Origin of the sequence: Roseibium sp. FZY0029 (genome assembly GCF_036350355.1) — a bacterium.
Classification (GTDB): domain Bacteria; phylum Pseudomonadota; class Alphaproteobacteria; order Rhizobiales; family Stappiaceae; genus Roseibium.
This window is the reverse complement of the sequence record NZ_JAZDVZ010000001.1, coordinates 25,243-45,769: the sequence shown is the minus strand read 5'-3', so window position 1 is coordinate 45,769 and position 20,527 is coordinate 25,243. Positions and strand designations below refer to the sequence as shown.

Here is a 20,527-nt window from a genome sequence, read left to right as displayed (position 1 = left end):
CCATGACCAGCGAAACCAAGAAAACGGTGCTCTCCATAAAGGATCTGAAGGTCGACTTCGAAACCGCGACGGGCACCGTCAATGCGGTGCAGGGTGTCGATATTCATGTGCAGGCGGGTGAAACCGTCGCGATCGTGGGAGAAAGCGGCTCCGGCAAGAGCCAGACCATGATGGCCGCCATGGGCCTTCTGGCCTCCAACGGGCGCACGCGCGGCGAGGTGATCTACGAGGGGCGAAACATCCTCGGCCTGCCGGTGGGCAAGCTCAACAAGATCCGCGGTGCCAAGATCACCATGATCTTCCAGGAGCCGATGACATCCCTCGACCCGCTTTACACCATCGGCCGGCAACTGGCCGAACCCATGGTGGTTCACGGTGGATTGTCCTGGAAGGCGGCAAAGGCAAAGGCACTCGACCTGCTGAAGCTCGTCAACATTCCCGAGCCGGAACGCAAGATCAATGCCTATCCGTACGAGATGTCGGGCGGCCAGCGCCAGCGCGTGATGATCGCCATGTCGCTTGCCAACGATCCCGACGTCCTGATTGCCGACGAGCCGACGACCGCGCTCGACGTCACCACACAGGCACAGATCCTGGACCTTCTGGCGGATCTGCAAAAGCGGCTCGGCATGGCGGTCATCTTCATCACCCACGATCTGGGCATCGTCCGGCGCATCGCGGACCGGGTCTATGTGATGAAAACAGGTGAGGTGGTGGAAAACGGCGAAACCGGCCAGATCTTCAACCGGCCTGCACACCCCTATACCAGGATGCTGCTGGATGCCGAACCGACGGGACACAAGCTGCCGGTGCCGGACAGCGCGCCCGTTCTTCTGGAAGCGCAGAAGGTCGCGGTGGAATTTGAACTCGATTCCGGCTTCCTGAAGCCCAGGCATGTTCTGCGTGCCGTCGACAACATCAGTTTCTCGCTGCGCAAGGGGCAGACACTGGGGATTGTTGGCGAAAGCGGCTCGGGCAAATCCACCCTGGGCCGCGCCGTCCTGAACCTGCTGCCGGCCGGTGGCCGGGTGGTCTTCCATGGCCAGCAGATCACCGGCAAGAGCCGCGCGGAGATGCGTGCGCTGCGCAAGGATATGCAGCTTATTTTCCAGGATCCGTTCGGCTCCCTGTCGCCGCGCATGACCGTCGGCCAGATCATTTCGGAAGGGCTGATGGTGCATGAGCCATCGCTCAATGGGCGCCAGCGCGACGAGCGCGCCTGCCAGGCGCTTGAGGAGGTGTCTCTCGACCCGGCAATGCGCAATCGGTATCCGCATGAATTCTCGGGCGGACAGCGTCAGCGTATCGCGATTGCCCGCACCATGGTTCTGAAGCCTGAGCTTGTCGTTCTCGATGAGCCGACATCGGCTCTCGACCGGACGATCCAGAAGCAGGTGGTGGAGCTTCTTCGCGATTTGCAGAAAGCCCACGGCTTGACCTATCTGTTCATCAGCCATGACCTGGCGGTGGTGCGTGCGATTTCCGACACGGTGATGGTCATGCAGCGGGGCAAGGTGGTCGAGGCGGGAACGGCCGATGCGATCTTCGAAGCGCCGAAATGCGACTATACGAAAGAGCTGATTGGCGCCGCGATGCTGACGCAGCAGCAGATGATGGAAACCGCCTGACCGGCGGTTTTCTGCACATCAGGAAACGCACGACAAGACAATTGGACGTTCAATCGGAAACGGTTGAACGTCCAAAACCGTGCCACCACCTTTTCAGATCTTCTGGAGACCGATGGCCTGTACGGGCAACGCTTCGACCTGGTTGTGCAATTGCATGATATCCGCACCGTAGATGTGCGGCGCCAGATTGACGGCACTCGACAGGATATGACACTTCAACGCCTTCAGCGTAGCGTCGACATCATGCGCGGCCAGTGCGTCGATGATTGTCCGGTGCCGGGTCACACTAGGTGCGGCCCACGATTCTTCTGACCGCGCTTCTGATAGCATGACCCGTTGCAGGATCATGAAGGTCCTGACCAGCATCGGCTCCAGAACGGGCATCTGGCCAATTCTGAAAAGGGTCAGATGCAAGGAGCGGTCGATCTCGGCGCAACCAAACACGTCCCGTTTTTCGTGGCAGGCCTCGAACTGCTCTTCAAGCACCAGAAGGTCGCTTATCTGCTCTTCGCAGACATATTTCACCGCCTCCACGATGCCTGTCGTCTCGATGTCGATTCGAAGCTTCAGCATGAGCCGAGCCTCAAGCGGGCTTGGATCGGTGACGAACGTTCCCTGATAGCCGCGGCGAACGACGAGACCGCATTCCTGAAGCAGCATGAGCGCTTCCCGGATCGTGCTCTGCGAACAGCCATAGTCCTGGGCAAGGGACTGTTCGGTAATCGGGCTTTCGGAGGTCATTTCTCCGGTGAGGATCTTGCGCTTGAGGTCCTGATAGACAGCGTCGGACTTGCGTGCCCGCTTTCCCAGGTTATCTCCGCGAACTGCCGAACGTCGGTCCGCGGTAAGTAATACATTCACGTCGGTGCCCCCCGCTGGCATCGCGTCTAAATGGCAACACAAAGAAAGACTGCAGCGGGTATACGTTACCAGCCGCAATCTCGTGTTTTCTCTCCATCCGGTCATTCGCAGGGCGAAGGAACGGTCAATGGGACGTGCCAATCACGCGCAATCGCCAGAACACCGGCACCTTTCTGCATCTTGTCCCACCTGCAAAAGTGGTGTGTGGGCGTGCAGTTCGGATGCTATTCCGGATCTGGCATTCAGACGACTGCCAAAAATAACAATAAATGCATTGTTTCTCTGCCTGCCTGCAAATGCAATCTCTAACTCTTTACGCGCGGTAACAAGTTTGCGAGGACCGCTGGAGCAAGGATCGAGCGGAGGCGGAACCGCTCAGGCGGAGGCTTTTTCCAGAGCCGAAATCCAGTTCTTCCAGGCAACCTTTTCCAGAAGCTGCGAGTTGAAGCCGCGGGCGTCAAACTCTTCCATCAAGCGCGACAGGCCGGTGACGTCGCCGATATCGCGCGGCAGGACACAGCCGTCGAAATCCGAGCCGAGCGCGACGCTGTCCTCGCCGAGGCGGTCCACCAGGTAGGCTGCATGATCGGCAAGGACCGAGAGCGGCGTATCGCGCGAATGACCGCCGTCCTTGCGCAGGAAGGCGACGTGGAAATTTATGCCGACGAGGCCACCGCTTTCCTTGATGGCATCTAGCTGCTTGTCCGTCAGGTTGCGGCTGCTTTCACAGAGCGCATGGACATTGGAGTGGCTGGCAACGATCGGCCGGTCGGTGATGCGCGCAAGGTCCCAGAAGCCTTTTTCATTGAGGTGGGACACATCGAGCAGGACGCCGAGCTGGTTGCAGGCGCGCACGAGGTCACGCCCCGCTCCGGTCAGGCCGGGTCCGATATCGGGCGAAGCCGGATACGCCATCGGCACGCCGTATCCGAAGTCGTTCTCGCGGCTCCACACAAGGCCGAGCGACCGCAGGCCCCGGCCATACAGCTCTTCGAGTGCATAGAGATTGGTGTCAATGGCTTCGGCACCTTCGATGTGAAGGCTGATGGCAATCTGGCCGGATTCGACCGCGGTACGATTCTCGTCCGGCGTCCGGCAAATGACGACATTGCCTTCCGACTGGGCTTCGATCTCTTCTGCCCGTTCCAGCATTCGCCTGGTGAAATCATAGGCGCTCTTCTGCGGCACGGGCTGATAGTTGGCGGCATCCTTGGGGTTGAAGGGCCGTGTGAAGTCCTGTTCTGGGTTGGAAGGGACGAACATGGCAAAAAGCCCGCCGGCAAATCCGGCCTCCTGCGCGCGCACCATGTCGAGATGGCCGGTTGTGGACCGGTCGAAAAAGCTGCGCTCGTTGCCTTTTATGGCTTCGATTTCGAGTTTCAGGAGCGTGTCGTTGTGACCATCGAACACGGGAAAGGGCGACTTTGAAACGTTTGTCTGCACGGAAGGACCTTGGGTGTGGGGTGGGCCGAGGAAGGTCGGCAGGGAATAATCTAAGGATTCATCTGAAGAATGTAAGGCAGTTCGCCGAATGTGACTTGCAACTGTTGAAAACCTGTCTCAAGAAGGAGCCAGAATTTGTGGAGGTCTCATGAAGCGTTCCAATTCGCCGCTCAACGTTGACCGCGTGCCAGAAGCCGGCGCGATCAACCGGCGCGGCTTTCTTGCTGCCGGGTTGCTGTTGACGGCAACCGGCCTTGCAGGGTGTCAGTCTGCCGGGCTGGTCGGCCTGCCGGACCAGGCAGATCTGCCGGACGAGGAATTCGACTATGCGGCAGCCTATGCAGCGTTGCCTGATGGCGATTTCACCTGGCCGGCCATCAATTACAAGAATTTCGACCAGAAATACTGGCGGCAGATCGTGGAGTACAAGACCCGCGAGCGGCCGGGGACGATCATTGTCGATCCCTACAACAACTTCCTTTACTGGACGCTCGGCAACGGCAAGGCGCTGCGCTACGGCATTGGTGTGGGCAAGGCCGGTTTCGCCTGGTCGGGCGAAGCAAAGATCCGCGTCAAGCGCCCGCACCCGATCTGGCGCCCTCCACGGGAAATGATCGCTCGCAAGCCGTCGCTTGAGCGCTATTGGGAGAAGGGCTATCCGCCCGGACTGAAGAACCCGCTCGGCGCGCGCGCCATGGATTTGTGGCAAGGCTCCACGGACACGCTGTACCGTATTCACGGAACCAACCAGCCGAACTCCATCGGCAAAAGCGTTTCTTCGGGCTGTATCCGCATGTGGCAGCAGGACGTCATCGACCTCTTCAGCCGGGTGCCGCTTCAGACGAAGGTGATCGTGCTCAGCAAGGATCCCAACGCGGACGCTTAAGTGCTGTCGTATCTTGAATGGAAAAGGCGGTTCCGGTCGGAGCCGCCTTTTTTGTTGCCGGGCGTCAGGCCGCCCCGGCCAGAGCGACGTCGTGAAAGACCGCGGAAAAATGGCAAACGGCTGCGGCCAGCACGAAGGCGTGCCAGATCGCGTTCTGGAACGGCAGCCGCTTCCAGGCGTAAAACGCTGTCCCGATCGTGTAGAGAAGCCCGCCGGCCAGGATCATGTAGAACCCGAATGCCGACGCTTTTTCGATCAGCGGATTGATAGCAAAAACGACCACCCAGCCGAGCGCGAGGTAGATGGGAACGGTGAGGCGATCAAGGCCGGTCAGATGGGCCAGCTTGACGATGGCTCCCGCAAGTGCGCCGGTCCACACCACCGCCAGCAGCACGCCGCCGGTCCAGCCGCCAATGATCATGGCCGCAAGGGGCGTGTAGGTGCCCGCGATCAGGAGGAAGATTGCCGCATGGTCCAGGCGCCTCAAAATGCCCGTTTTCTGATCCTTTGCCAGCATGTTGTAGAGCGCGGAGCAGATCAACATCGCCATCAGACAGGCGGCGTATATCATAACCGTGATTTGCCGCGCCGGATCGCCTGCGTTCCAGAGCGCGACTGCCAGAACTACGGTTGCCGTCAGGCCGAGGCCGATGCCGATGACATGAACAGCGCCGTCGGCGACGAATTCGGCAAATGTCTGTGGTCTCGTCGTCGGCATCAAGTTTCCCTGTAGTTTGCAGTGCGGCCTTGTTGTCCAGATCATCGCAGCTGAAGGTGCTGATAATTTGACGAAGCAGATTTGCACACTGCGGTGCAGATCCGTGAAGCATGCCGCAAAACTTTTGTGAATGCATGATGTCGATTGCCGCATTTCCCCGGACTTGCCCAATATTCGCAGACTTGCTTTAAATTTGGGCACCTTTGGTATCAAATACCTCACTCCTGATTGTCCGCCATTTCGGAACGCTGCGATGATGAACCATCTCTTTGACGCCCTGACCGCCTACATACCGGACCGGTCCAAGGTTTTTCTCGAAACGGTCGACGGTGGCAAGGTCTCCTATGCGGACATGCTGGCGCGTTCCGCGCAATATGCCGGCGCGTTGCAAAAGCTTGGCGTGAAGCCAGGCGACCGTGTTGCCGTTCAGGTGGAAAAGACACCGGAAGCCCTGATGCTCTATCTGGGGACGATCCGGGCCGGCGGCGTATTCCTGCCATTGAACACCGCCTATACGCCTGCTGAAATCGGGTATTTTGTCGGTGACGCGGAACCCGCAGTCTTCGTATGCGACCCGGCAAAGGCGGATGTGCTGGCCGGAACCGCACAAAAGGCTGGGGCAAGACTTCACACGATCGACCAGAACGGGCAGGGCAGCCTCCCGGATCTGGCAGACGGTATGCCGAAAGACTACGAAAACCGTCCGCGCGAAGACGATGATCTGGCCGCCATTCTCTATACATCCGGCACCACGGGCCGCTCCAAGGGCGCGATGCTCACGCACGGAAATCTGGCGTCGAATTCGCAGACCATGGTGACATACTGGCGGTTCACGGCAGACGACGTGCTGTTGCACGCCTTGCCGATTTTCCACACCCACGGGCTTTTCGTCGCCACAAACTGCCTGATGATGGCGGGCGGATCGATGCTGTTCCTGCCGAAGTTCGATCTGGATCAGGTACTTGCAGCCCTGCCCAAGGCAACCTCCATGATGGGCGTTCCGACGTTCTACACGCGGCTGCTTGCATCCGACAGGTTCACCCGCACGCTAACAGCCCACATGCGCCTGTTCATTTCCGGTTCGGCCCCACTGTCGGCGGAAGTACACAAGGAGTTTTACGAGCGCACGGGACACGCGATCCTGGAACGCTACGGCATGACCGAAACCAACATGAACACGTCCAACCCCTATGACGGCGACCGAAGGCCAGGCACGGTCGGGTTTCCATTGCCCGGTGTCGGCCTGCGTGTGGTTGATGTCACAACCGGCCGGGCCTTGCCCAACGGCGAGGTTGGCATCATCGAAATCAAGGGTCCCAATGTTTTTGCCGGATATTGGCGAATGCCGGAAAAGACGGCTCAGGAATTTCGGGCGGACGGCTATTTCATCACTGGCGACATGGGGCGGATCGACGAGGATGGATATGTCTCCATCGTCGGCCGGTCCAAGGATCTGATCATCAGCGGCGGTTTCAACGTTTATCCGGCGGAGGTCGAAGCGCTGCTGGACGAACTGCCGGGCGTGGCCGAAAGCGCGGTCATCGGCGTGCCGCATCCCGATTTCGGGGAAGCGGTGGTTGCCGTACTCGCCCCGAAGCCTGGTGCGAAGCTGCAGCAGGATACTGTCCAGGCCTCCCTGAACGACCGTCTTGCAAAGTTCAAGCAGCCCAAGAAGGTCCACGTTCTGGAGGCCTTGCCGCGGAACACCATGGGCAAGATCCAGAAGAACGTGTTGCGGGACCAGTTCAGCGGCGATTTCGGCTGAGGCCGGCGCCAAATCGGGTGAGGGCGTGGCTTTCTGGGTACAGAACCCGGTTTCGCTCCGGTTTGGTTCAGTCTTTCAGATCTGCTACGGGGCCGTTGCCGCCGAAGGCAAGCGTCGACAAGGCTCGGTCTGTCTGGTGGCTCCAGGTGGTCAGCGCCGTGGAGAGGCGTCCAGCCGGACTGTCCGGCGGGTCGGAGACACGTCGAACGCACCACCAGTCCACTGATACACCCCCTTCGGCAATCGGACGGGAAACCAGCGTTCCATCTGCAAGCTCAGGTTCGATCGCCCACTTGCTGAAAATGGCAACGCCGAACTTGGCGCGCACCAGATCGATCACCGCTTCCGGTGTCGGCATTGGCGTCAGCCGCCGGAAGGGCTGGGTTGGGGTGCCGAGCAGGGTCGTCCAGTCGAAGCCGGGTTCGGCCGTCAGCGGATAAACAAAGAAACGTTCGTCGCCCATATTCTCGCTGTTGACCACCGGCTCGGCCGCCAGCGGATGGTTACTCGCCAGTACCGCGACAATCGGATCGGTTCCAAGCTTGACTGCGCGCAGCGACGCAAGCGCCGGCTCGCGGCCGAAGACCAGCGAAACGTCCACGGACCCTTCGATGAGCGAAGCCAGCGGGTGCGCGGTCGCGCGCGACGAGAGGTCGACCGACAGTTTCGGGTCGGCCTGATCCAGATACTTCAGGAACGCGGGAAACCAGTGATAGCGGCTGTAGGTGGCCTGCCCGAGACGCACAAGGGTCTTGGCATCGCGCGCTGAAGCTTCGAGATCCTGCTCCAGGCGGAATAGCTCTCCCAGAAAGGTCTCGCCAAGGTGGCGCAGGCGTTCGCCTTCGGGCGTCAGTTCGATTCGGTGTTCCGCGCGCCGCGCCAGAACCACACCCAGCCGCCGCTCAGCCTCCCGCAACCGGTGCGATGCAGCCGACTGGGTGACGCCGAGACGCGTGGCGGACGCGGTCATGCTGCCGGTTTCGCCAAGAGCGGAAAGAAGGGTCAGGTGATGGAGGGCGAGGCGCGGGATCATGGGTTTATGAAAGCATTTCATGAACTGAATGAAAACTAGGAATTTTGTTTATTTACCGGGCCGCGCTATCGAAATCTCATGAGCAACATGATCTCTTCAAAAATCGGCCTAGGCCCCACTGGCGCTACGCTTGTCATTGCAGCGTCCGCAGCCTGCTTCGGCCTTGTGCCGATCTTCGTGCGGGGGCTTCAGGAAACGGGGGCTGGCCCGGCCACGATTGCGCTCTATCGATATGGCTTTTCCGTCCTGTTCCTGATCCCCTTTCTGCCATTCGAGAAGCGCAAAAGAGGCGGGGCCCTTTTGCTGATGGGGGCGGGCCTTGTGCTTGGGCTCAGTCTCATCGGTCATTTGGAGGCGATCCGCGTTGCGCCGGTCGCCGCTGCCGGTGTGGTCTATATGTCCTATCCGGTCTTCGCGGCGCTGTTTGCCTGGGTTTTGCTGCGACAGGCGCTGACCTGGCGGTCCTTTGCCTCCGCCGGGCTTGTGATCCTGGCTGCCGGGCTGTTGCTCGATCCGTCGTTATTGTCCCCCGAAGCATTGAGGGCCCTGTTGTGGGCCATTCCGGCACCTATCGCATTCGGTTTTCTGATCGTTGTCCTCAGCGGGTTGGCTGAAGAATTGAATTCGCTGGAGCGCACGGCCTGCGGTCTGTTGGGCTCTGTCGCAGGCTTGTTGCCGCTCGCACTTCAGGAGGGGCATGGCTCTGTTCTGCCGTCAACGGCTGGGCAATGGGGGCTTGTTGTCGCCATGGGGCTTGGAACCGCGCTCATTCCGCAGATCCTTTACACCGTGGCCTGCCAGAAGGTTGGAGCGGTGCGCGCAGCGGCTGCAGGCAGTTTCGAACTTCCAGCCATGTTTCTGGTCGGTTGGCTGGTCTTTGGGGAAGCGATCGGTGTCCGGGAAATGATTTCGGCAGCGCTGGTGCTGTCGGCGATCCTGATTGCCCCTTCAATCGGGGCAAGAGCCAGGGAAAACCGTGATGTCGCGCCGGCACCTTAAAACTTTGAAGATATATATCTTGATATCAAGATAAAAATTGCCTATCTCCGCGTCAACTGACGGATCGATACCCTTTTGGCTCAGATCCCAGACAGGAGATAATTATCATGACTGCCCGTACACCCGCTCATCCGATTGAAAACCTGTTCATCGACCGCTGGTCACCGCGCGCCTTCGACCGGTCGTCGATCGAGGAAGCGGATCTGAAAACCATTCTTGAAGCAGCGCGCTGGTCGCCGTCCGCCTTCAACATCCAGCCCTGGCGTTTCGTTTACGCCCGCAGAGGCGATGCGAACTGGCAGGCTCTGGTCGACCTGCTCAACCCGTTTAACCGCGACTGGGCGCAACACGCCTCGGCGCTGGTCTATCTGTTCTCCGACACTGAAGTGGATGGCAAGGATGGCAAACCGGGCCGTGCCAACGGCACGCACGCTTTCGATGCCGGGGCTGCCTGGGCACATGCTGCCTTGCAGGCAACCGCGCTCGGTTATCATGCCCATGGAATGGCCGGTATCCTGAAAGACGAGATACACGAGAAACTCGGTGTTCCCGAGCGTTATCAGCCCCAGATTGCCATCGCGATCGGCCGCCGGGGAGAGGTCTCCGACCTGCCGGAAAGCCTGCGCGAACGCGAAGCGCCGAGCAACCGCAAACCGCTTGAGGAAATCGCCTTTGAAGGTGCCTGGGCCTGACGCCCGGACCTGCTGAAGACCAGATCATCTCGAAAGGCAGCGGAATGGTTCCGCTGCCTCTTTTGCTGCGTCAATCTGCAAGGCGTCTCCCGATGCCTGTCGTTATAGGGTGTCCATGTCAAACCTTTTGGGGAGAGGGCGCAGATGGCCATAAGCGACAAACTGCCGGAAGATAGTCTCCTGAATGCCTATCGCGCGGCCGATGACTTCCTCGACACCTATTCAATACCCATCCGCGGGCGTGAGGATCTGCTGACTGCCGACATGCGGTTGCTCGCAGAGCGCATTCTGACAGCGGATATCGGTTGGATAACAGCTCTGATGTCGTTCCGCGACAAGCTGGCAGCACTCGTCGGCATGAAGACGACGCAGGCCCTGGCCCAGGAGAGAACAGCCGAAGCGGCGGCCGAGAAAGGTGTCGGCGACCGGATCGGTTTCTTCAAGATCTATTCGGTCTCGGAAAATGAGATCATCCTGGGCGAGAACGACTGGCACCAGGATTTCCGGCTGTCTTTATACCGGCAAAGGCAAAACGGGCCCCGGATCTACGCCTCCACCTGCTGCAAGCCGCACAACCTTGCAGGCCATGCCTATCTTGCTCTGATCCTGCCGTTTCACAAGATGATCGTCAAAACCATGCTGGCCAGGGGAACAGCATGATTGGCCGGGCATGTCAGAGCGCAAGGTGACCTGTCTTGCGCCAGACGCGGGCACCCTGTGACGTGGTGATCTCCTGACGCGTTCCCGCAGGCAGGCGTATCCACGTGCCTTGGTCGTGTCGGCCGGTCTGATCCTCGAAGCTGCCTTCGACCACAAAATACTCCGCCCCGCCGGGAAAGGTTTGCGGGGCCAGCCGAGCGCCTTTTTCCCAGTCCAGCATCACCACTTCCTCATCCGGCCGAACGAACAGCGGCAGGATGCTTTCGCCTGGCCTGCCGGCCTGCCAGCCGCCTGGGTCGAGCGTGTTTACCCGGACATAGGCATCGTCGTCCGGCTGCATCTGGCGCAACTTCACCAGAATGACGGCACCCGGCTCACTTGAGGGGACGTGGCTTGAGCCCGGTGGATTGCGGACATACATGCCTTTTGGAAAATCTCCGCTTTCGTCCGAAAACACCCCGTCAAGGACCAGAAATTCTTCCCCCATGTCGTGCTTGTGGGCGGAAAATGCGGAGCCGGGGGCGTATCTGACGAGGCTGGTGGCCCGTGCGACTTCCGCACCATCGCGCTCCAGCATCCGCCGTTCGACACCCGCCATGGGTGAGGGCACCCAGTCGAGCGTGGCGCTGTCGACGATTGCAGGCTGCGTCAGATCTGCGTGAATTTTCATCCGGTCCATCCCAATACGAATATTATTATTCTCACATGGGGCAGGCTATCCCCATTTGGAAGGGGAGGGAGGTGAACTCGTTGTGAAACCCTGGCAACCCGTGCGGAAACGGAAAATCGACAGCCGTGGCGGCGAAGGCTTGCGTGTTGTCTTGAGGTCAGGACGGGCTGGCGTTTGACTGGCCGTCTTCCTTCGTGTCGGGCCACAACAGGCGGTCGTATTCACCGCTGTCCTGCAGCTTTCTCAAGCCGCGATTGAACCGGGTGCAGAGTTCCTTTCCGTTTTCAATTTTCTTCGAGACGATCACGCGATAGTCCCAAAGCACCGTTACGTTTTCCAGCGGCTTGAAACGCGTTGTTTCCTCACCGGAAAAAGCGGACGCCAAGGCATCTGCGGCAACCTTCTCATTCCCCATGACGACATCGACCCGCCCGACGTCGAGCATCTTGAAGAGGTCTGCCAATGTGCTTTGATGGAAGACGGTGATCTGCCCGGACGACACCAGTTCCTCCAGCTCCTCGCCCATAGCAGCACCGTCGATGATGCCGAGGCTCAACCCGGAAAGATCCTGCAAGCTTTGCGCCTCGACGGGGCGGTCCATTGCGTAGAAGAACAGTTCGCGTTCGGCCAGAACGGCGTCACAGAAATGGAAGAACGGTTCCCGTTCCGATGTCTTTCCCCAACCGGCTGAAGCGTCCCAGAGGCCGGACTGCGTTTGCAGCAATGCCCGCTTCCAGGGAAAGAAACCATACTCCACCGTAATGCCTTCAAGTTCGAAGGCTCTTGTGACCACCTGTGCGTAGGTGCCGTAGCCTTCGGCATTTTCGGAAAAATAGGGGGGCCATTCGCCAACAGCGATCTTCACGGTGTCGGTTGTTGCAGAACTTGGGGCAATAGAAAGGATCAGCAAAACGGCGCCGGAAAGCAGCGTTTTGAACTGTTTAAAAATCTGCCGGCACGAAGAACCAGCCAATCCCTTGACTGTCACAGCGATTTCCCTGAAAAAGCTCCCGTTCCCCCTACCTTACCACAGAAACCCGCGTGGCGTCGGCGAAGCCTAAATAAGTTAATGCGGTTCCGGACCTGACGTCCGTTTCTCCCGTCAGGTCTGTGGTACGTGAAGGCTGCTATTCGGTGGAATTCTGGGAAAACCCGGCTTTCCCGGCAGGCCGGCTTTGCAAGTGGCACGGAATCGTGCTGACTACCGCACTGCACGAAATTCAGGATACGGAGAAGCCGCAGCGCTGCCGAGGCTGCAAGAAAAGTGGTCGCATGACGGTACAAATCGATATCGGTGAAATGACAGGCGGCGCGCGCGCCGGGCTGGATCTGGAAGAACTGCTGGCGACGCGCCTTTTGGTGCAGGGCAATTCCGGCTCAGGAAAGTCGCATCTTTTGCGCCGGCTTCTCGAACAGTCCGCAACCTGGGTTCAGCAGGCCATTATCGATCCTGAAGGCGACTTCGTATCCCTGGCAGACAAGTTCGGCCATGTCGTGGTCGATGCCGTCGGGACCGAAAAGGACCTCCAGATGATTGCCGCCCGGGTGCGCCAGCACCGCGTTTCGGTGGTTCTCAACCTGGAAGGCCTGGATGCGGACCGGCAGATGAAGGCCGCAGCTACCTTTCTCGACGGCCTCTTCGATGCCGACCGCGATCTCTGGTATCCGATGCTGGTTATCGTCGATGAAGCCCAGCTTTTTGCGCCTGCCGCTGCCGGTGAGGTAACCGAAGAAGCCCGGCGCCGGTCGCTCGGGGCCATGACCAACCTGATGTGCCGTGGCCGCAAGCGCGGACTGGCCGGCATCATTGCTACCCAGCGTCTGGCAAAGCTGGCCAAGAACGTTGCCGCGGAAGCGTCGAACTTCCTGATGGGGCGGACCTTTCTGGATATCGACATGGCCCGTGCCGCTGATCTTCTCGGCATGGAGCGGCGTCAGGCCGAAAGCTTCAGAAACCTCGACAGAGGGCATTTCATCGCGCTCGGACCGGCCATGTCGCGCCGTCCGGTTCCGGTCAAGATCGGCCCGGTGGAGACCATGGGGCGGGGCGGAACTCACAAACTGCTGCCACTGCCGGAGCAGCCCAAGGAAGACGCCAAGGATCTGATCTTCACGCCGGGCGCCGACGAGGTTCAGCCGATCCGCCAGCGTTTCGTCGAACCCGTGGTGTCCACGGGTGACGTGCTTGACCAGTTGAGCAGTGCGGAGCGGGCCAGCGCCGAGGACGTGCCGCAGGCCGAAAGCCTGCTCGACTTTGGCGAGCGCGAACAGAAAATCGCCGAAATTATCGCAGGTATCCTGGAAGACGAGGAAGCTGCGTTCCAGCCCATCGCAACGCTCTATCAGGACTTTCAGGTCCGTTGCCGCATTTCCAAACTGGCCGGAGGCGCACCCGACCTGCAGACTTTCCGTGAAAAGCTTTCCGTTGCCCGTGCGGGTGTCGAAAAGGGCGAAATGGACGATGGCGCCTGGGCCCAGGCGGAACTGATCGCCTCGGAGCTGCCGGAAGACATGCGCGGCGTCTATCTGCTTTTGGCAAAGGCGGCGATCGCGAAAGCCCCATGCCCCGGCAACATCGAAATTGCCACTGCCTATGGCACGCGGTCCCCGGGCAGGGCGCGCTGGCTGTTGAGCCACATGGAAGAACGCGGATTTCTTGTCTGCGCCACCGATCTGCGCGGCAATCGCATCGTGACGTTGACCGACCTCGGTTGGCAGACGGCTCCGGGTGACGAAGCCGCAGCCTGATGAAGTCTTTGTCTGACGGTTCCGTTCCTTTGCGCTGACTAGCGCCGTCGCAAACTTTCGCGCATGCTTCTTTTGAAGACGGAAGCGGAGGCCGGAATGACGCTGGAAGACACCATCGACATCTATTGCGCGGCCTGGTCCGAACGGAACCCATCCTATCGCCATGACTTGCTGGTCAGATCGGTGACAGACAGCGTCAGATACATGGATCCTGAAACCGATGTGACGGGCATTGCAGCGCTTGTCGACCACATATCGGGCGTTCTGGCCAGGAACGTTGGTGCAAAGATCATTCGGACCAGCGGCATCGATACCCATCACGGGTCCGCACGGTTTGCCTGGCAGATGGTCAAGGCGGACGGAACGGCGCTTCCCGAAGGGCTCGATGTCGTCTGGATCGACGAAGAAACCGGAAAACTCAGGACGGTTCTCGGGTTCTTCGGCGCCTTGCGACGGGAATAGGCAAGCCGATCCGGCGTTCCGGGTATCAGGAAGGCAAGGCTTCGAATTTCGGGACAGTTTCCAGGCCGTCGTCCCAGTCGGCACGGCTGGCGGTGAAGATATGACCTGCCGGTTTCAGGGTGACGGGCGTGTCCAGACTTCCTGCCGGCACAACCAGCAGCTTGCCGTCCATCTGAAGATTGGGAAGGGCTGATCCACAGTCGGTGCAGAAGGCCTTCGTGTGGCGCGTACCTGCCAGCGTGAAGGACCTGACCTTGTCCTCACCGGATGTCCAGGCAAGGCTTGCCGTTGAGGAAAATAGATTGGCCGCATGTGCGGATCCGGTGTCTTTCCGGCAATGTCCGCAGTGGCACAGAAAGAAGGTCTCGAAGTCGCCTTCGATGGTGAAAGTGGCGCTGCCGCACAGGCAACGTCCTTTGTGAACCGACATTTGACAGCATCCTGCAAGGTGGGGATCTGCTGCTGCATAGCAACTTGCACCTTCAAAGGCCACCCGGTCAGATTGCAGGGCGCATCCGTCTTGTGGAAGAGTTGCGCGACGGATCAACTGGCTGGGATGCCAGAAGATAGTCGAGCTGCGACAGCTCCAGCGAAATGCCGTCGATCGTGCGGGTAAGCACGCTTTCCAGATAACTGCCACCGGGAGATCTGTCGCGGATCGCGATGGCCCGTTCACGCGCCTTGCGCAGGTACAACATCATGGTGCGGACCTCTCCGCGTGTGACGGACGTGAGCTGATCCGCGCCCGATGCCGACGCAGACGCGGAGGAAACAGCGCAGGAATGCGCAACAGCAGTGTCGGCGAGCCGCATCGATCTTCTCCAATGTTCCTATTTTGTTCTTTTTACGTCAGCTCTCTTTTTCGTTCAAGCGCGGAATCGAAAAACAGCGGCTTTTTGAGGAAGGGAGCAGTGCGGGGTAGAACAAAAAAGGGGGGGCGGAATACTCTGTGAGTTTGCTTGGGTTCACCGCGAGAACGCTGATAATATTGAGCTTTTTCAGCGAAGGATACTCATGAAACGTCACGATACAGGGGCTGAAGACGATGCGGGTCCTCTCGAAGTGGCAAATGGCATCGAACACTTTATGGTCAGTAGCATGTCAGACACAACGTCGCTGCAGGCTGCCATCACGTCCATAAATTGAATTCGCTCCACGCCCGCCAAGACAGGTTCATCAGGCCATCTGCAGGCCGCCCAATATCACCTCACCCTTCCATCATCTTGGCCAGAAGTCTTCTTCCCGCCGGTCCCGGAGGACGGCTCGCGAGGTAGGCGGCATAAATTGTGAGCGCCCCTTGCTGTCCGGTAGCTTCATCATGCAACTTGAGCTCCACCAGGCGCCCCTCCTCGAGATCCGTCTTCACAAGATGGCGCGGCATCCTGCACCAGCCAAACCCGGCACGCAGAAAGTCCAGGCGACGGCCGAGGTCGAGGAACCGCCACCGAGCGGAGCTCAACACGCCATAGTCAGGCCCTTGCGCCGTCGCGCCTGAACTCAGGACGAGCTGGACGTGAGGTTCGAGGTCGGCGCGCGTGAGCAGACCTGGAATCTGCGCAAGCGGGTGCTGTGAGGCCGCGACCGGAACCAGCTCGATCGTGCTCAGCGGCAAGGCGACCACGTCCTCCGGCACCTGGGGCAAAAGCAGGCCGATAGCCAGTGCGGCCTCGTTGCTGCGCAGGCGTCTCAGAGCACCACCAAGTTCTTCGGTGGAAAAGCTGATCGGCAGTTGAGGCCACTCGTCATGCAGTGTCCGCAGGCTTTGGATGAGAGGCTCTGACGGTACCATCGGATCAATTGCGAGGGTCAGAACCGGTTCCAGGCCCGTCCGGGTTCCGGCCGCAACAGCCTCGAACCGGGCTGCGCTGGCAAGCACGAGGCGGGCCTGTTCCACCAGCACACGACCGGCCTCCGTCAGCTCAGGGCGATGACCGGGCCTGTCAAACAGCTGCACGCCCTGATTTGCTTCAAGGTTGGCCACAGACTGACTGATGGCCGACTGAGCCCGCGACAGATCCCGGCCAGCAGCTGAAAAACTTCCTGTATCGGCAATGGTCACGAGGATACGTAGTTGGTCAAAGGTGAGGGTACCGAGCAAATCTATCTCCATTCAAGATGGTTTTGATCATAATTATATCACTTCTTATGATATTTTTCAGCGCCTATCTTCGCCTCATGCAACCGACATTCTTCATCAATCACGGCGGCGGCCCTTGTTTCTTCCTGCGGGGTGGACCGATGCGTGACGGCTTCCGGGAGCTGGAAGCCTACCTAGACGGGTTCGCTGCACTATTGGCAGCACCACCACGGGCAATCCTCGTCGTTTCGGGCCATTGGGAAGAGCAGAGACCGACTGTGAACGGTGCGTCGCGCCCGCCGCTTCTCTATGACTACTGGGGGTTTCCTGACTACACGTATCGCCTGACCTGGCCAGCGCCAGGCGCACCCGAGATTGCGGCGCATGTCCAGGACCTGCTGACCGATGCTGGGATAGACAATGCACGCGAGGATACGCGCGGCTGGGATCATGGGGTCTTTGTACCGCTCAAGGTCATGTGGCCCGACGCGGATATCCCGACGGTTCAGTTGTCGTTGTGCCGCGATCGGGACCCGGCACGGCACCTTGCCATTGGTCGCGCCCTGCGTCCGCTGCGCGACGAGGGCGTGCTGATCCTTGGAAGCGGTCAGACCTACCACAATCTGTCGGCCGGGTTCGGCGCGCCAGACCCCAGGGCCCTGGCCTTCGATACGTGGTTGCGCACCGAGATGGTTTGTCCCGAAACCAGAGACGAAGCACTGATCTGCTGGGCCTCGGCCCCCGGAGCACGCCACGCCCAGCCTGAAGAGGATCACCTGCTGCCCTTGATGGTGGTGGCAGGGGCCGCGTCTGGCGAACCCGGCCAGATCGCCTTTCACGGACAGGCCCTTGGCAAACCCATTTCAGGTTTCCGCTTCGGCGCCTGACCCCGTCCCCACTCTCCACTCTCTCCAACTCCTCCCTCCTGAAAGGCAAGATCATGACGAAACTTCTACTAATCGAGGCCAGCCCGCGGGGCGCTGCATCTGTCTCCCGCAACCTCACCGCCAGATTTATAGCCGGTTGGCAGGCCGCGCATCCCGAAGGCGAGATTGTCATCCGGGACCTGGTCAAGGACGCGCTGCCCCATGTCACAATGGACTGGCTAGCGGCCTATTTCACGCCGCCACCGGCGCAGACTCCCGAGATGAAGGCACAACTGGCACTGTCCGATGAACTGGTGCAGGAACTTCTGGGCGCAGACGAGATCGTGATCTCGACGCCTGTCTACAATTACAACATTCCTGCCAGCCTGAAGGCCTGGGTGGATCACATCGTGCGCAAGGGTCTCACGCTCGGGTTTGACGGCGCAGGGCTGGTGACCGGCAAGAAGGCGACACTTATCGTCGCTTCAGGTGGCGTCTATGGCGAAGGTTCCCCAATCGCGGATCGCAACATCGCGCCGCAATACATGAAACTGATCCTGAAGGTTATCGGGATTACGGACGTGTCCCTTATCCACGGCGAAAGCGCCAAGTCTGTCGACATGGGGGAGACCACGATGGAAAAATTCGTGGAGAGCTACGTGGGTCAGATGAAGCAGTTGGCTGACGCCTGAACCGCGCGATTTCCTGCGCTTCGTTGTCTGCCAGGGCCGGTCATTCGTGCACCGCGCCGCGAAGGGGCGGTCAAGGTCCGTCGTAGGGTCCGGGGCAGGTACAGAGCTCGAGAGGCAACGCCGCGGTCAAGTTCGACAGGCCAACGCAATTTATGGTCACCATCCCAAAAAAATGGGCCCGCACAAGGATTTGTGCGGGCCCGTCTTTGAGGCGATATAACCGGCTTACGCCGCGCGAACGCGGCTCAGGAAGTCAGCAATCGTTGCCTGCAGGCCCTGGGCATGCTCGGAAACCGACTGGGAGACCGACAGGACATCGGCTGCCGAACTGCTGGTCTCTTCGGCGGCCTGCATCACGTCGCCAACGCTGTTGCTCATGTCGCTGGTGCAGCTCGCGGCCTGCTGGACATTGTGGCTGATTTCGTTGGTGGCATCGCCCTGCTGCGAGATCGCCGCGGCAATCGCTGCCGTGAACTGGTTGACCTCTTCCATCGTGCTTGCGATTTCCTGGATCGAGCCGACGGCGTTGCGCGTGGAAGACTGGATGCCGGTGACCTGCGCGGAGATTTCTTCCGTCGCCTTTGCGGTCTGTGTGGCAAGTTCCTTCACCTCGGCAGCCACAACGGCAAACCCCTTGCCGGCTTCCCCGGCCCGTGCGGCCTCGATTGTGGCATTGAGGGCCAGAAGGTTGGTCTGCTCGGCAATCGCCTGAATAAGGCTGACAACTTCACCGATCTTCTGTGCGGCGATATCGAGACTGCCGACCTTGTCGTTGGAGTCGTTGGCCGCACGGGTGGCGCTGGTGACGACTTCCTTGGTCTGGTCGATCTGGCGGCCGATTTCGGAGATCGAGGCGGACAGCTCTTCGGCAGCGGATGCCACCGTCTGGACGCTGCTCTGGGCGACGTCGGAAGATCCTGCGACCGAGGAAACCTTCGAGGAAGTGTCCCGGGCAATGGCATCGAGAGACGCGGCGGTCTGTTCCATGCGCTTGCTATTGTCGCTGACCTGGTTGAGCACGGCGTGAACGTCGCTCTCGAAGGCTTCGATCAGGGTTTCGATCGTCTTCTGACGTTGAAGCTGGCTTTGCTGGGCCTGCTCCGTGTCGCTCTGCAGCGACCGGCGCTCGGTCTCGTTTTCAACGAAGATTTCCAGTGCACCGGCCATCTGGCCGATTTCGTCCTTGCGGTCGAGATAGGCGACCGGCGTATCGACGTCCCCTTCGGCGAGCTTGCGCATGCGGGCGGTCAGCATCTGGACGGGCCCGGCAATGGTTGAGCCAAGCATCCACATCAGGAAGGTGCCGCCAACCAGCAGGCCAAAGGCGAGCAGGAGGCTCATCTGCATGGTGGAATTGGCACTTGCCAGAAGCTCGCTCTCGTCAACCGCAACGACGATGAACCAGTGCTGTCCGGTGCCATCCAGTTCGAAACCCTTGATGGCTTCCGCAACGCCGTTTTCAGTCGTGAACACGGCTTCATTCTTGACCGACTGGATTTTGCTGACCATCGCTGCATCAGCCTTCTTGCCCAGCAGAGCCGCGTCCGGATGAGACACCCAGACGCCCGCCTCGCTGAGAAGGCCGACGTAACCGCTTTCGTAAGTCTGCCCGGCACTCACCGCCTTCTGCAGGCCTTCCAGCGACACGTCGATGGTGGCGCCGCCGATGCCGCGTCCGGAAGCATCCTTGATCGGCGAAGAGGCCGTCGCCATCAGCACGTCGACATTATTGACCGGATAAATATAGGGTTCGGTGACGGTGTCATGGCCGAGGTCTTTCGGCTTGTCGTACCATTCTTCAGAGCCGCTATCGCCGCCGAACATCAATGGTTCCCAGGCGACTGTCTCATCCTTGTTGAAGAAATAGGGAATAAAGCGGCCCTTGTCGTCGGAGAAGTTGGCACCTGCATTGTCCGCATCCTTGCCGGCCATGTCCGGCTCCAGGATAGCACCGCCGCCGACGAAGTGCTTGTTCTGGCTGATCTGCTGCTGCATCACGGCTGCATAGGCATTGCGGTCGCTGATACCGGCCTGTTGCAATCCTTCCAGCGCATCGGCCGCCGCGCGGGCCGCCAGTTGCGCCTGCGCCATGGTCTTGCCGGCATCCAGCGCAAGTGCTTCGGCAGTTTTACGGATGAGATCCTCGCCGGACTTTTGCGAGGTTGCCTGGGTCATGAAGGTGACAGCAAGAATAAGTGCCAGGAATCCAACCAGGAACACGCCGCTTGAGGCGAAAAAGATCCGATTTCTGAGTGACATGGAGAGCTCCAACGGTTTGACTGTCGGAACTCTACGAAAAGCCCGTAAAGCAAACATTACGTCTCTGG

Annotated in this window: 20 protein-coding genes; 10 read left to right on the top strand and 10 right to left on the bottom strand. The window is 59.8% G+C overall.

Features of this window, described 5'->3' with window-relative positions; all coding sequences use genetic code 11:
* The first annotated feature begins 2 nt into the window (after positions 1-2).
* A complete protein-coding gene (locus tag V1T76_RS00220) occupies positions 3-1,628 on the top strand; it encodes an ABC transporter ATP-binding protein (protein WP_330558623.1) in 1,626 nt (541 codons plus the stop codon).
* 93 nt (positions 1,629-1,721) lie between these two features.
* Here the strand turns inward: V1T76_RS00220 and V1T76_RS00215 are convergent, their stop codons facing one another.
* Both V1T76_RS00215 and V1T76_RS00210 read right to left on the bottom strand, forming a co-directional pair.
* Positions 1,722-2,489, bottom strand: a complete 768-nt coding sequence (locus V1T76_RS00215) for a GntR family transcriptional regulator (protein ID WP_330558622.1) — start codon at positions 2,487-2,489, stop codon at positions 1,722-1,724.
* 375 nt (positions 2,490-2,864) lie between these two features.
* Entirely contained in the window at positions 2,865-3,932 is a 1,068-nt protein-coding gene (locus V1T76_RS00210) for a dipeptidase (protein WP_330558621.1), read from the bottom strand.
* Between the two features lie 148 nt (positions 3,933-4,080).
* On the opposite strand from V1T76_RS00210, the gene V1T76_RS00205 reads away from it, so the two are divergent.
* The gene (locus V1T76_RS00205) at positions 4,081-4,818 is read left to right on the top strand and encodes a L,D-transpeptidase (protein WP_330558620.1); all 738 of its coding nucleotides are present in this window, start codon (positions 4,081-4,083) and stop codon (positions 4,816-4,818) included.
* Between the two features lie 64 nt (positions 4,819-4,882).
* Here V1T76_RS00205 and trhA read toward each other — a convergent pair whose 3' ends face one another.
* Positions 4,883-5,536: a PAQR family membrane homeostasis protein TrhA gene (gene trhA / locus V1T76_RS00200; protein ID WP_330558619.1), complete on the bottom strand. Its 654-nt coding sequence runs from the start codon at positions 5,534-5,536 to the stop codon at positions 4,883-4,885.
* 253 nt (positions 5,537-5,789) lie between these two features.
* On the opposite strand from trhA, the gene V1T76_RS00195 reads away from it, so the two are divergent.
* Positions 5,790-7,301, top strand: a complete 1,512-nt coding sequence (locus V1T76_RS00195; protein ID WP_330558618.1) for a malonate--CoA ligase — start codon at positions 5,790-5,792, stop codon at positions 7,299-7,301.
* Between the two features lie 67 nt (positions 7,302-7,368).
* On the opposite strand, the gene V1T76_RS00190 is transcribed toward V1T76_RS00195, so the two are convergent.
* Complete coding sequence (locus V1T76_RS00190) at positions 7,369-8,334, bottom strand: LysR family transcriptional regulator (protein ID WP_330558617.1); 966 nt, start codon at positions 8,332-8,334, stop codon at positions 7,369-7,371.
* Positions 8,335-8,412: 78 nt separating this feature from the next.
* On the opposite strand from V1T76_RS00190, the gene V1T76_RS00185 reads away from it, so the two are divergent.
* The 3 genes from V1T76_RS00185 to V1T76_RS00175 all read left to right on the top strand — a co-directional run bounded on the left by V1T76_RS00185 (position 8,413) and on the right by V1T76_RS00175 (position 10,685).
* The gene (locus V1T76_RS00185; protein WP_330558616.1) at positions 8,413-9,333 is read left to right on the top strand and encodes a DMT family transporter; all 921 of its coding nucleotides are present in this window, start codon (positions 8,413-8,415) and stop codon (positions 9,331-9,333) included.
* Between the two features lie 107 nt (positions 9,334-9,440).
* Positions 9,441-10,025: a nitroreductase family protein gene (locus V1T76_RS00180; protein WP_330558615.1), complete on the top strand. Its 585-nt coding sequence runs from the start codon at positions 9,441-9,443 to the stop codon at positions 10,023-10,025.
* A gap of 144 nt (positions 10,026-10,169) precedes the next feature.
* The gene (locus V1T76_RS00175) at positions 10,170-10,685 is read left to right on the top strand and encodes a DUF2867 domain-containing protein (RefSeq protein ID WP_330558614.1); all 516 of its coding nucleotides are present in this window, start codon (positions 10,170-10,172) and stop codon (positions 10,683-10,685) included.
* 13 nt (positions 10,686-10,698) lie between these two features.
* On the opposite strand, the gene V1T76_RS00170 is transcribed toward V1T76_RS00175, so the two are convergent.
* The gene (locus V1T76_RS00170) at positions 10,699-11,355 is read right to left on the bottom strand and encodes a cupin domain-containing protein (RefSeq protein ID WP_330558613.1); all 657 of its coding nucleotides are present in this window, start codon (positions 11,353-11,355) and stop codon (positions 10,699-10,701) included.
* Between the two features lie 157 nt (positions 11,356-11,512).
* Positions 11,513-12,265 carry a substrate-binding periplasmic protein gene (locus tag V1T76_RS00165; protein WP_330558612.1) on the bottom strand — a complete coding sequence of 251 codons (753 nt, stop codon included), beginning with the start codon at positions 12,263-12,265 and terminating at the stop codon, positions 11,513-11,515.
* A gap of 362 nt (positions 12,266-12,627) precedes the next feature.
* Here V1T76_RS00165 and V1T76_RS00160 point away from each other — a divergent pair, with 362 nt between their 5' ends.
* Together V1T76_RS00160 and V1T76_RS00155 are read left to right on the top strand one after the other, a co-directional pair.
* Positions 12,628-14,103, top strand: coding sequence for an ATP-binding protein (locus V1T76_RS00160; RefSeq protein WP_330558611.1), 1,476 nt, complete (start codon positions 12,628-12,630; stop codon positions 14,101-14,103).
* 96 nt (positions 14,104-14,199) lie between these two features.
* Positions 14,200-14,565 (top strand): hypothetical protein, encoded by a 366-nt coding sequence (locus V1T76_RS00155; RefSeq protein ID WP_330558610.1) that lies wholly within the window; start codon positions 14,200-14,202, stop codon positions 14,563-14,565.
* A 25-nt stretch (positions 14,566-14,590) separates the two neighbouring features.
* Here V1T76_RS00155 and V1T76_RS00150 read toward each other — a convergent pair whose 3' ends face one another.
* The 3 genes from V1T76_RS00150 to V1T76_RS00140 all read right to left on the bottom strand — a co-directional run bounded on the left by V1T76_RS00150 (position 14,591) and on the right by V1T76_RS00140 (position 16,663).
* Positions 14,591-14,995 carry a GFA family protein gene (locus V1T76_RS00150; protein ID WP_330558609.1) on the bottom strand — a complete coding sequence of 135 codons (405 nt, stop codon included), beginning with the start codon at positions 14,993-14,995 and terminating at the stop codon, positions 14,591-14,593.
* Between the two features lie 67 nt (positions 14,996-15,062).
* Positions 15,063-15,377 (bottom strand): hypothetical protein, encoded by a 315-nt coding sequence (locus V1T76_RS00145; RefSeq protein WP_330558608.1) that lies wholly within the window; start codon positions 15,375-15,377, stop codon positions 15,063-15,065.
* Positions 15,378-15,772: 395 nt separating this feature from the next.
* Positions 15,773-16,663 (bottom strand): LysR family transcriptional regulator, encoded by an 891-nt coding sequence (locus V1T76_RS00140; RefSeq protein WP_330558607.1) that lies wholly within the window; start codon positions 16,661-16,663, stop codon positions 15,773-15,775.
* A 140-nt stretch (positions 16,664-16,803) separates the two neighbouring features.
* On the opposite strand from V1T76_RS00140, the gene V1T76_RS00135 reads away from it, so the two are divergent.
* Together V1T76_RS00135 and V1T76_RS00130 are read left to right on the top strand one after the other, a co-directional pair.
* Positions 16,804-17,529 carry a DODA-type extradiol aromatic ring-opening family dioxygenase gene (locus V1T76_RS00135; RefSeq protein WP_330558606.1) on the top strand — a complete coding sequence of 242 codons (726 nt, stop codon included), beginning with the start codon at positions 16,804-16,806 and terminating at the stop codon, positions 17,527-17,529.
* Positions 17,530-17,582: 53 nt separating this feature from the next.
* Complete coding sequence (locus V1T76_RS00130) at positions 17,583-18,200, top strand: FMN-dependent NADH-azoreductase (protein WP_330558605.1); 618 nt, start codon at positions 17,583-17,585, stop codon at positions 18,198-18,200.
* A gap of 225 nt (positions 18,201-18,425) precedes the next feature.
* On the opposite strand, the gene V1T76_RS00125 is transcribed toward V1T76_RS00130, so the two are convergent.
* Positions 18,426-20,459 carry a methyl-accepting chemotaxis protein gene (locus V1T76_RS00125; protein ID WP_330558604.1) on the bottom strand — a complete coding sequence of 678 codons (2,034 nt, stop codon included), beginning with the start codon at positions 20,457-20,459 and terminating at the stop codon, positions 18,426-18,428.
* Positions 20,460-20,527 lie beyond the last annotated feature (68 nt).

Bases quoted from the DNA above. Each gene is read 5' to 3' on its own strand.
- V1T76_RS00220 (WP_330558623.1), top strand. From the start codon at position 3: ATGACCAGCGAAACCAAGAAAACGGTGCTCTCCATAAAGGATCTGAAG.
- V1T76_RS00205 (WP_330558620.1), top strand. From the start codon at position 4,081: ATGAAGCGTTCCAATTCGCCGCTCAACGTTGACCGCGTGCCAGAAGCC.
- trhA (WP_330558619.1), bottom strand. From the start codon at position 5,536: ATGCCGACGACGAGACCACAGACATTTGCCGAATTCGTCGCCGACGGC.
- V1T76_RS00195 (WP_330558618.1), top strand. From the start codon at position 5,790: ATGATGAACCATCTCTTTGACGCCCTGACCGCCTACATACCGGACCGG.
- V1T76_RS00190 (WP_330558617.1), bottom strand. From the start codon at position 8,334: ATGATCCCGCGCCTCGCCCTCCATCACCTGACCCTTCTTTCCGCTCTT.
- V1T76_RS00185 (WP_330558616.1), top strand. From the start codon at position 8,413: ATGAGCAACATGATCTCTTCAAAAATCGGCCTAGGCCCCACTGGCGCT.
- V1T76_RS00180 (WP_330558615.1), top strand. From the start codon at position 9,441: ATGACTGCCCGTACACCCGCTCATCCGATTGAAAACCTGTTCATCGAC.
- V1T76_RS00175 (WP_330558614.1), top strand. From the start codon at position 10,170: ATGGCCATAAGCGACAAACTGCCGGAAGATAGTCTCCTGAATGCCTAT.
- V1T76_RS00170 (WP_330558613.1), bottom strand. From the start codon at position 11,355: ATGAAAATTCACGCAGATCTGACGCAGCCTGCAATCGTCGACAGCGCC.
- V1T76_RS00160 (WP_330558611.1), top strand. From the start codon at position 12,628: ATGACGGTACAAATCGATATCGGTGAAATGACAGGCGGCGCGCGCGCC.
- V1T76_RS00155 (WP_330558610.1), top strand. From the start codon at position 14,200: ATGACGCTGGAAGACACCATCGACATCTATTGCGCGGCCTGGTCCGAA.
- V1T76_RS00150 (WP_330558609.1), bottom strand. From the start codon at position 14,995: ATGTCGGTTCACAAAGGACGTTGCCTGTGCGGCAGCGCCACTTTCACC.
- V1T76_RS00145 (WP_330558608.1), bottom strand. From the start codon at position 15,377: ATGCGGCTCGCCGACACTGCTGTTGCGCATTCCTGCGCTGTTTCCTCC.
- V1T76_RS00135 (WP_330558606.1), top strand. From the start codon at position 16,804: ATGCGTGACGGCTTCCGGGAGCTGGAAGCCTACCTAGACGGGTTCGCT.
- V1T76_RS00130 (WP_330558605.1), top strand. From the start codon at position 17,583: ATGACGAAACTTCTACTAATCGAGGCCAGCCCGCGGGGCGCTGCATCT.
- V1T76_RS00125 (WP_330558604.1), bottom strand. From the start codon at position 20,459: ATGTCACTCAGAAATCGGATCTTTTTCGCCTCAAGCGGCGTGTTCCTG.